Source organism: Luteibacter sp. GL_149, from assembly GCF_057834065.1.
The window spans coordinates 231013-240694 of record NZ_CM174395.1 but is presented as its reverse complement, the minus strand read 5'-3'; the positions used below and the strand labels follow the sequence as shown (position 1 = coordinate 240694).

The 9682-nt window shown below is 60.4% G+C and carries 8 protein-coding genes; 5 read left to right on the top strand and 3 right to left on the bottom strand.

Annotation, left to right across the window (positions count from 1 at the left end; translation table 11 throughout):
* The first annotated feature begins 229 nt into the window (after positions 1-229).
* A complete protein-coding gene (locus AC3IR3_RS01060) occupies positions 230-676 on the top strand; it encodes an HIT family protein (RefSeq protein WP_489195219.1) in 447 nt (148 codons plus the stop codon).
* A 111-nt stretch (positions 677-787) separates the two neighbouring features.
* Here the strand turns inward: AC3IR3_RS01060 and AC3IR3_RS01055 are convergent, their stop codons facing one another.
* Together AC3IR3_RS01055 and AC3IR3_RS01050 are read right to left on the bottom strand one after the other, a co-directional pair.
* On the bottom strand, positions 788-1405 hold the full coding sequence (locus AC3IR3_RS01055; RefSeq protein WP_489195218.1) for a DUF1579 family protein: 618 nt from the start codon (positions 1403-1405) through the stop codon (positions 788-790).
* Positions 1406-1438: 33 nt separating this feature from the next.
* Positions 1439-2134, bottom strand: a complete 696-nt coding sequence (locus AC3IR3_RS01050; RefSeq protein WP_489225034.1) for an NADPH-dependent F420 reductase — start codon at positions 2132-2134, stop codon at positions 1439-1441.
* Positions 2135-2245: 111 nt separating this feature from the next.
* On the opposite strand from AC3IR3_RS01050, the gene AC3IR3_RS01045 reads away from it, so the two are divergent.
* The 4 genes from AC3IR3_RS01045 to AC3IR3_RS01030 all read left to right on the top strand — a co-directional run bounded on the left by AC3IR3_RS01045 (position 2246) and on the right by AC3IR3_RS01030 (position 8910).
* Complete coding sequence (locus AC3IR3_RS01045; RefSeq protein ID WP_489195216.1) at positions 2246-3154, top strand: LysR substrate-binding domain-containing protein; 909 nt, start codon at positions 2246-2248, stop codon at positions 3152-3154.
* Between the two features lie 122 nt (positions 3155-3276).
* Positions 3277-5190, top strand: a complete 1914-nt coding sequence (locus AC3IR3_RS01040) for a M61 family metallopeptidase (protein WP_489195215.1) — start codon at positions 3277-3279, stop codon at positions 5188-5190.
* Positions 5191-5594: 404 nt separating this feature from the next.
* Positions 5595-5819: a hypothetical protein gene (locus AC3IR3_RS01035; protein WP_489195214.1), complete on the top strand. Its 225-nt coding sequence runs from the start codon at positions 5595-5597 to the stop codon at positions 5817-5819.
* Positions 5820-5856: 37 nt separating this feature from the next.
* A complete protein-coding gene (locus AC3IR3_RS01030; protein WP_489195213.1) occupies positions 5857-8910 on the top strand; it encodes a protease pro-enzyme activation domain-containing protein in 3054 nt (1017 codons plus the stop codon).
* A gap of 147 nt (positions 8911-9057) precedes the next feature.
* Here the strand turns inward: AC3IR3_RS01030 and AC3IR3_RS01025 are convergent, their stop codons facing one another.
* Positions 9058-9621 carry a GNAT family N-acetyltransferase gene (locus tag AC3IR3_RS01025; protein ID WP_489195212.1) on the bottom strand — a complete coding sequence of 188 codons (564 nt, stop codon included), beginning with the start codon at positions 9619-9621 and terminating at the stop codon, positions 9058-9060.
* Positions 9622-9682 lie beyond the last annotated feature (61 nt).

The window sequence follows — 9682 nt, the reverse complement described above, 5'->3', positions numbered from 1 at the left end:
GTCATACGCTACGGCGTGACTGCCCAGCCTGACAACGCGGACAGCATCCCCTGGTTGATGCGATTTACGCGCGGACCAAGCAGGCCTTTCATGGTCGTTTACGATGAAGTAACCGGGAAAGCGTGTCAGGTCGTCGAGCCTGGCGACTGCGTGGCCGCGCCAGACTCCGTCCCGGTTTCTGGAATCCGGAATACGCCCCACGATGGAGTCAATTAGGAGTTAGGCCTTAATGAAGAATGCTCCGCCCGGGTACGAGTGTCCGTTCTGCCGTATTGCTGAGACGCTTCCATCGCCTGCCCCAGAAACTGCCATTGTCTTGGTGGATGCGAACGTGTTCGCTTTGGTTCCGACTCACCACTATGCCGGAATAAAAGGCAACTGTTTGGTGGTACCCCGGAGCCACTATGAGAACGTGTTGGACATCCCGGACAACCTTGGCAGCGACTTCTTTCGTGCCACGCGTCGGCTGGCGCACGCTATGCGGAATGCCTTCCGGTGTGAAGGAATCTCCACTCGCCAACACAACGGGCCAGCCGGCGATCAAGATGTGTGGCACTTTCATCTTCATGTATTTCCTCGCAACTCAAACGACGGACTGCATGCGGGGCAGAAAGTGCTCTACACCACCGAGGAGCGCATTGAGTTGGCAGCCAGTCTCCGGGCTGCTTTGCGGTAGCGTGCGCTTGCCGACGAAAAAGCCGGGCCACCTCAATATGATTTATCACTTACCGATAAATCATATTGCCACCTTTGTTCTGCGGCCTGCCCGGCCACTGGCAAGTCAAGTTCATTGACGACGCGTGTAGCTGTAGCGCTTGCCGAGCCACTTGACTGGGGCTCCCCCGGCCGCCGTGAAGTACTGCTCCTTCATGTCATGGTCGGCGTCCTGGCGGACGATCACCTGCTCCATGCGCCACATCTGCCCGCCAGCGCCGGATCCGGCGATGCCCGTCGTCGCGAAGGGCAAGAAGCTTACGAAGATGCGCTGCTCCGGGTCGGCATCGAGGCTCCACGCAGACATCAACCCGGATGGGACACGGCTGTCCATCGACATGTACTGCCAGCGGCCCTCCAGCCGATTGAAGGTCAGAAAGTCGGCACGACTGAACGGCGCGTCTGTGGCGCCCGGACCCGGTCGAACGATCTCTTCGAGCATCGGCCCGATCATTCGGCGCTCGGCCACAAGCCCGGTCGTAACGACCGGCGCAGCGCCTGGCGCCGCCCAGCTGGTGACCGTGACGTCCCAGGTTCCGACACGTCGGGCCAGGGCCTGGGCTTCCGGGCCCGGCTGGTTCAGCCGTTCGATCAACGTCGGCGGCTCTTCAGCCGCTGCGTGCACGCCGACCAGACTCGACGACACGGCCAGAATGGCCGCAAGGGTGCGGAGAGAGCAATTGAGGTTCATAGGAAATCCAGGTGGCAATATAGATGCACTGCATCAGACAGGTGACTCGAACGTGCCCGGGCTGTTCGCGGTCGCGGACCACTCGGCGCTACGCTCTCGCCGAGCCTGTTGCAACGCTGCACGCACTCCAGCTGAGTCCAAGTCCTTCAGGTAGCCCGGCGTGCCCGGTTGCTGGCGCCAGGAGTCGGCGATCGTGCCGGCATCCACGGTGTCGAACCCGATGTCGTTAAGCAGCTTCATGACCACCGTTTTTTCGTCGGCCTCGTCGCCAGCGACCGACAGCGCAATCCGCCCTGGCGTGCCTCCGGGCTGTCCGTTCTCAAGGAGACTCTGCGCCAGGATCGAGTTGAATGCCTTGACGACGCGGTGCCCGATACGTTGCTGCACCCAGCCACTTTCGGTGGCGCCGGCTTCGATATCGCCGATACGACCATCGCGCTGACGCGGGTAGTAGTTGCCGGTGTCGATGACGATCGCGCCATGTGCCGCACGGGCAAACAGACCCGTAGGCAAGGACTCGACGTTCTTCAGAGGTATCGACAGGACCACGACCTCGGCGGTTTGCACGACCTCGTCGACCGAAGCAGCGCGTGCACCCGTCTCGCGCACCAACTCGGCCAGGGAAGCCGGGCCACGCGAGTTGGCAACGGCGACTTCGTAGCCGGCCGCGCGGAAAAGGCGCGTCAGGGCGCCGCCGATGTTGCCCGATCCGATGATTCCAATTTTCATGCCCATTCCTTCGCTGATGTCGACATGACATCCGATAGGATGGAGTCTATTGACTATATATTCGGCAATAACTCGCCAATAAAGCATCAGTCTCCCCACCCGGAGTTGTGAATGGACCGACTTGCCAGCATGGCAACATTCGTCAGGGCCGCGGATCTGGGATCGTTCGCCGCGGCCGCCTCCGCCCTGGCAATGTCGCCACAGATGGTCGCCAAACATATCGGTTACCTCGAAGCTCGCCTCGGGACGCGGCTTCTCAACCGCACGACCCGGCGCCAGAGCCTCACCGAGATCGGCAAGACCTACTACGAGCGCTGCAAGCTGGTGCTGGCAGAGGCTGAATGGGCAGATGCCGCAAGCGACAACGCCACCGGCATCCCGCGCGGGCGCCTGCGGGTCAATGCCCCGGTGTCGTTCGGCACCCACACGCTTATGCCTCTCGTGACCCGCTACCTGCGGCAGTATCCCAATGTCGAGATCGAGTTGATCCTCACCGACCGATATGTCGATCTGGTCGAGGAAGGTTTCGAGGCCGTCTTCCGGATCGGCCAGCTGGCAGACTCGTCGCTGACGGCACGCGCGCTGCGTCCATTCCGTCTGGTCGCCTGCGCATCGCCGGTGTACCTCAGTCAACGCGGAACCCCGCGCGACCCGACAGATCTGAAGGCACATGAATGTCTTGGCTATGTCAGCACACGGGTACCGTCAGCCGATTGGCGATTCTTGCGCGACGGTCGCAAAATCGACGTCCAGGCTCGCAGTCAGCTACAAGTGAACAATGCCGCTGCGTTGCTCTCGGGAGCGCTCGAAGGGTTCGGCATCGCCTTCATCGCTGAAGATCTCGCGCGAACTGCCCTCGCCAGAGGCGAGCTCGTCCGGATTCTTCCGGACTTCGACACCCCTTCGCTACCGATGCACCTGCTGTTCCACGCCGACCGGCGGCTGACCACGAAGCTTCGCAGCTTCGTGGACGTTGTCGTGCGGGAACTCGGCGCCGAGGATATTGCGAAGGCGCCTTGAGCGGGCTGGACAGTTGCTCAGCGCGCTGCCTCGTACGGCACACGTCTTCGGACAACCGTCATTCATTAAAAGGGCGCAAGTCTAAGTTAGCTTGAGCGCTTCTTTCTTACTAAGGCGCCGTGATGCACAAGCGATACATGGTTGTGCTGGCGCTATGGGTAGCGGGCCCCGCACTCGGCACTACCGGACCACTGGCAAGCGCGCCCATGTCGTCGCTCCCTCCGGCTGTCGACCGGACCTATCCCGGCACGGTGACGCTCGACGTAGATGCAACGGATACCCGGCACAAGATTTACCAGGTCCACGAGTCGATTCCCGTTGCGCCCGGGTCCGTGACGACGCTTCTGTATCCACAGTGGGAAACCGCATCGCATGCGCCAACGGGTTCGGTCAGTCGGTTGGCGGGCCTGATGATTCGCGGTGGCGGCAAGGATCTGGACTGGACGCGCGACCCACACAACACGTACGCGTTTAAAGTTCGCGTGCCTGACGACGTGCACATGCTGGATCTTCAGTTCCAGTTCCTGTCCCCGGCGACAAAACGTGAGGGTGCGTTGTCGATGACCCCGGCACTCATTAACGTGCCATGGCAATCGATGCTGCTATATCCAGCGGGATATTACGTCCGTGACATCCCGTTTATTGCCGTGCTGACACTACCGCATGGGTTTACTGCTTTCTCTGCGTTGAACACAAGCCATGTATCCGGCGACACGCTGCATTTCGACCCTGTTTCACTTGAAACGCTGGTCGATTCGCCGGTATATGCCGGGCTACATACCCGGCGCATACAGCTCACCACTGGCTCGCATCCGGTGTTCCTCGATTTGCTGGCGGACGCGCCGTCGAATCTGGCCATCGGCGATGCGGCGATCGCCCGGTTCAGTCAAACCGTCGAGGGGACCGAACGCCTTTTCGGTGCGCCGCCGTGGAAGCGATATGACATGTTGGTCAGCTTAAGCGATGTGTTTCCCGGCCCCGGCGGCACCGAGCACCTTGAGTCCGCCGAGAACAATCTCTCGGCGGATTTCTTTACGAATGAGCGAGACCATCTGCTTGATCGCGATCTGATATGGCACGAGTTAGTGCATGCGTGGAACGGGAAGCACCGCGTGCCCGAAGGCCTGTGGATGCCGGACTTCAACACACCTTCCGACGACAGCATGCTGTGGGTTTACGAAGGCCAGACGCAGTTCTGGGGCGAAGTGTTGGCGGCGCGTTTCGGTCACCGTTCGCGCCAGGACACACTGGATCAATGGGCCTTTGAGGCCGCCATGGTGCAAGCACGCAAAGGCAGGGCGTGGAAATCGTTGGCGGACAGCAGCCTCGATCCCGTCTTTGACGCCGGCCACCACGTCACCTGGACAGACTGGCAACGGCGCGAGGATTACTACCTTGAAGGTCCGCTGTTCTGGCTGGATGTCGACGCCGTCGTGCGCCGGAAAAGCGGAGGCCGGCGGTCGCTGGATGATTTGGCACGCACCTTCTTCCAGGGCGCCGACGCGACTCAGACCAGTACGTATTCGTTCGCGGACCTCTGTCGTGCGCTGGATCGCATCGCACCCAATGACTGGGCGGCCTTCCTGAAGAAAAAATTGAACAGCCATGACGATAGCGGCTTGCTGGATGGCCTATCGAAAAACGGCTATGCGCTGACGTTTACCGAAACGCCAACTCCCTATTTTTTGCAGAACGAACAGGACAATGGCACGACCGATTTCACCTTCAGCATCGGGCTTACGGTCGATGCGAAAGGCAATGTGCGTTCGCTGGCCTGGGAAGGACCGGCTTTTCGTGCCGGTCTCGGCATAGGTACGCGCATCGCCGAGGTGGATGGCAAGCCCTTTTCTCCAGAGAGCCTAAAGGCAGCGATAGCGACTTCCACGCAGAAGCCGATTCGTCTTTCCATCGACGTCGACGATGAGACATCCACGGTCGAAATCCCTTATCGGGGTCCGTTGCGTTATCCGCATTTGACGCGTGTTCCGGGCACGGCGGACGGGCTCGCTGCCGTTTTGGCGCCGAGATTAAGGTAAAGTGAAGGGAGAACCGGGACGGTGGTAGTGAATGAGCTTAACCGCCTCCGTCCCGGTTTCGCTGCCCCCTTATGTCCCTTTGCCCACATTCCCAATGTCAACGCATGAGGATTTGTCCGAGTCTCGGACAGCGCCCCGACCAGCGCGACCACGCCGCGTAAACTCTGCGCGGCGTCACACATCAATGGTCATGCGGCAGCGACACTAAGCACCGGACAATGGGGAACGTGCATATGGATTGCCCTTGCAGAATGCGGATCCGCTGGCTTCTGGTTTGCGCCCTGATGTGGCCAGCCATCAGCGTGCAGGCCGCGATACCCGACATGCGCGTACACCTTCCGACGTGTTACGCCGGGCCTGACACCTATGCCGGCGTGACTCGTCGGCGCGATCAGGGCCGTCCCATGGATACTCAGTTTCAAAAGGCCGTCTTGCCGCCACCAGGCAGCAGCGTCGATCTGTCCGCCATCCAGACCCGTGTGCATAACCGGCTGGTCCGGGAGATTTATGAGCATCCGGAATGGACACCCGATGAGGTCGCTAAGCGTTGGCTGGACCGATGCAAGGCCAACACCCAGAATCCGAACGTGCACCTGCCCCCAACTATAGGGGTCGAGACCCTGTTGTAAAAACCTCCCGCTCTCCGCGTCAGACAAGGATGAAGTGATGATGCAACGTCTTGCCTTGGTACTTTTCGGATTGGTCGCCTGGACCACTGTGACAGCTACAGCACAGGCGTTCCCCGCCCTGACTACCGGTGCGTCCAGTCAGCGGGTCAAACTCGAAGGTTCTCATCGAGCACTGCGTCCTGAACTCATCCGCCCGGTTCGTCCCGAGACCATCCTGCGCGGGGTGACACTGACCTTGAGGCGGTCGCCGGAACAGGCTGAGGCCCTCGAATCCTTACTCCAGCAACAGCACAATCCCCGCTCGCCGAATTACCGTAAGTGGGTAACCGCTGAGGCCTATGGCGAGGCCTTTGGCCCCTCGCGTCAGGACGTGGCAACACTCGCAGCGTGGGCGAAAGAATACGGTCTCACTGTCTCCTCGATCAGCAAATCAAGGAGGAGTCTTATGGTCGAGGGCACGGCGAGCGCACTCGAGCACGCCTTTGGATCGAGTATCGTTGAGGCGTCGGCGAGCCGGTTTCACGTGCGCGATTTTTCCGCAACCCCTTCAGTCCCATCATCCGTGGCAAGACTGATCGAAGGCGTTGCGCTTAGTCCACCCGTTGTCGAAGCCCAGGCCCGTCTCAGTGGCCAGCGCACCACTGTCCAAGAGGCCTTTGCACGTTCTGGAAAGGACCGGGTGCAACCGCAGCTGACCATACCTTACTCGGGCTCAATCTATACACTCGTCACCCCACACGACCTGGCACGCGTCTACAACATCGAACCGCTGTGGAATCAGGGGCTCCAGGGCAGCGGGCAGACGATTGCCGTGGTTTCGGCCTCGGATGTGCGCGACGATGACTGGCAATCGTTCAGATCGGTATTCGGACTACCACCATCCTCCCTGCAACGCGTCCATCCAGGAAACTGTACGGCGCCTTCGCTGGCCGGGGCGACCATAAATGACACCCTTGAACCGACGGTTGATGTGGAATGGGCGGGTGCCGCCGCGCCCCTGGCCACCATCCAGCTGGCATCGTGCGCCCATGTGCTCGACAGCAGTGGGAACCTCGCCTACGACGGGCGTACGGTGGCCATCCGCAATCTCGTCGATTCCCCAACGCCACCCCATATCATCAGTGTCAGCTACAGCACTTGCGAAAAGGACATCCTGCAGACCTCCTCAAGCGACATTGGCGAAGTGTGGAAGCAGGCCGCTGCGGAAGGTGTTGCTGTCATCGTCTCGTCAGGAGATTTTGGTGCGGGGATGTGCGCGGAAAACACCGCTTGGGCGACGCAGGGAAAGAGCATTAATGCCTTTGCGGCAAGTCCGCACGTGGTGGCTGTTGGCGGCGCCGAATTCTCGGACGATTTCAAGGACGTCGTATCGCAATACTGGGATGTGACGGTCGGCGGAACACCCGCAAACGGCTATCAGTCTGCGCTGTCTTATATTCCTGAGATGGCGTGGAACGCTAGCTGTATGTCACAGCAGGGATACTCTCGGTATGCCTCGACTTTCTCGACGCGTGAGCAGTTTTGCAACAGCGGGTTTGCTCCTGGGGGCACCTATGCAGGCGCGGGAGGTCCAAGCACACTGGTCAGTCGTCCACCGTGGCAGATGGGCGTACTTGGCGTCCCCGCAGGCTCAAATCGGGTAGTACCTGATGTGTCATTGTTCGCGGCTGACAGCACGTACTGGCACCACGGTCTTGTCCTATGCATCACCGATCCGAGCCAGGTCAATCCTGGATGCGAGAACAACCTCAGCTGGTCGGGCGGAACATCCTTCGCTGCGCCTGCCTATGCAGGCATTCAAGCACTCATCAACGAGCGTATTGGTGGCAGGCAAGGCAGCCCCGGATACTCGCTCTATCAAATTGGCCGTCTCCAGTACAACGGTTCGGGTACAGGGTACGGAAGTGCGGCGACTTGTGACTCGGAGCTTGGTACCAGCAGTGCTGGGGGTTGCGTGTTCCATGACATCACGCTGGGAGCAACGACGATACCCTGCTTCGTACCTTCTACTGACTGCTATGCGGGCCAGGTAAACAATCAAATGGGAAGATTGTCGGCAGACGGCGCAGGTTCGGAAGCATATTCCGCGACACCGGGTTGGGATTACGCCACCGGCCTTGGCAGCATCAACGCCGCCAACCTCGTCGCAGCAGTTGCCGTGGTGGACAATTTCGCTAGCACTTGGCATGTAGCCGGCGACATCAACGCCGATGGATTTGCTGACCTGACGCTTATCGATACGACGCGCGGCCTCGCCGGCATCCTGTCCCTACAGTCGGGCACACTCCTGAAATCACGATACGAACCGCTACCGGCAGGTTCGCTTGTGCGCGCGTTCGGCGACCTCAATGCCGACGGAAGCGCCGACTTACTTGTTGTCGATGCCAGCGGTGGCGTCTCGGTATGGTTCTCCGAGGGTGAGGGCGGCTTTAACAAGCTACCCCTGGGCGCACCTCCAGCCGGGTCGACCTTGTTCGGGTCCGCCGACTTCAATGGTGACGGGTTCGATGACCTTGTCTTCGAGAACCCTGCCACTGGCGTAGTCACCATCTGGCTGATGACCAATCTTTCCTCACAGACCATCACGCACGACATCGGTGTCGGGTCACACCTTGCCGGTCTCGGAGATCTCGATGGCGACGGCCTGGCTGACCTTGCGGTTGTCACATCCAGTGGGCAAGTGCGGGCCGTTCTCTCACTGCCAGACAATTCCACGAGGAATGTTGCGCTCGGCACGCTTCCCACCGGCAGCTCACCTATCGGCGCAGCTGACCTCAACGCGGATGGGACGAGTGACCTGCTGTTCTTCAACACAACCACGGGGGCGGTGACTGCATGGCTCATTGACGACAGTGCGGCTGTGGCCTCGACCACCTCATTAGGCCTTGTTCAAGGCTACAGCCCCGTGAGCGTCCTCAACATGGACGGAAACGGACGGGCCGCCGTTTTGGCCAGCAGCACATCGGGGGACCTCGTCGCATATCGCCGAGCAGCAAACGGCCAATGGGACAATGGAACGGACCTCGCGGGTGCAAACAATCCGTGGCTCAAAGCTGGCGTGTCCGTCGTCCCCAATCAGGCGCATCCCTGATCTCAGCCACCCCATCCCCACTGGCTGGATGGGGTGGCTGCTTATGGTGAGCACCACCAGACACGCTCTTCAGTACGCGAAGATTTCATTACTGATGAAGCACTAGCGCATGACTGGAAAGGCGGACTGCCACCAGCGTAAGACCGGTCAATCGTCCGAATCCATCCGACCTTCCATATGGATATCTTCGGGCTCCAGTGCAAACAGAGCGGGGTCCGGATGGGCGGTCGGCACGCAACCCATGGCCAGATAGAAATCGATCGTGGCCTGCGAAGGTGTCGCCGATACATACAGAAAATTCGCGCCGAGACTGCGCGCGTAAGTCTTCGCCGCGCGATACATCATGGCGCCAAGTCCGCGACCACGGCAGACGTGACTGACATGCAGGAACTTCAGTTGCAACCCGTCCGCATGCTGCCCGAGCCAGCGGTTGTCGACGATCACCGCGCCGATCAACTTCTCGCCATCGAATAGCCCCGCACACCAGCCGCCACGGTCAAAGCAGTCGAGCAGCAACGGCGTGTAGTGCCCGGCTTCGCCTTCCGGCCAGCCGTCCATATCGAAGAACGCCGGATACAGGCGCAACTCGCCTTGCTCCAGGCGGTACATCCGATGGATGACTTCGCTGCGGTCGATGCTCCAGACCTGTTCGATCTCGTCGCGCCGTAATGGCCGCAGGTGGGGCGCTGGGGTGTCGTTGTCAGGTTTCATGGGTGATGGACGGGAGAAATGAAGCAGGTGGGTCGCAGGCCGGTGCTTGCTTGTCGTCACC

Bases quoted from the DNA above. Each gene is read 5' to 3' on its own strand.
- AC3IR3_RS01060 (WP_489195219.1), top strand. From the start codon at position 230: ATGAAGAATGCTCCGCCCGGGTACGAGTGTCCGTTCTGCCGTATTGCT.
- AC3IR3_RS01055 (WP_489195218.1), bottom strand. From the start codon at position 1,405: ATGAACCTCAATTGCTCTCTCCGCACCCTTGCGGCCATTCTGGCCGTG.
- AC3IR3_RS01050 (WP_489225034.1), bottom strand. From the start codon at position 2,134: ATGAAAATTGGAATCATCGGATCGGGCAACATCGGCGGCGCCCTGACG.
- AC3IR3_RS01045 (WP_489195216.1), top strand. From the start codon at position 2,246: ATGGACCGACTTGCCAGCATGGCAACATTCGTCAGGGCCGCGGATCTG.
- AC3IR3_RS01040 (WP_489195215.1), top strand. From the start codon at position 3,277: ATGCACAAGCGATACATGGTTGTGCTGGCGCTATGGGTAGCGGGCCCC.
- AC3IR3_RS01035 (WP_489195214.1), top strand. From the start codon at position 5,595: ATGGATACTCAGTTTCAAAAGGCCGTCTTGCCGCCACCAGGCAGCAGC.
- AC3IR3_RS01030 (WP_489195213.1), top strand. From the start codon at position 5,857: ATGATGCAACGTCTTGCCTTGGTACTTTTCGGATTGGTCGCCTGGACC.
- AC3IR3_RS01025 (WP_489195212.1), bottom strand. From the start codon at position 9,621: ATGAAACCTGACAACGACACCCCAGCGCCCCACCTGCGGCCATTACGG.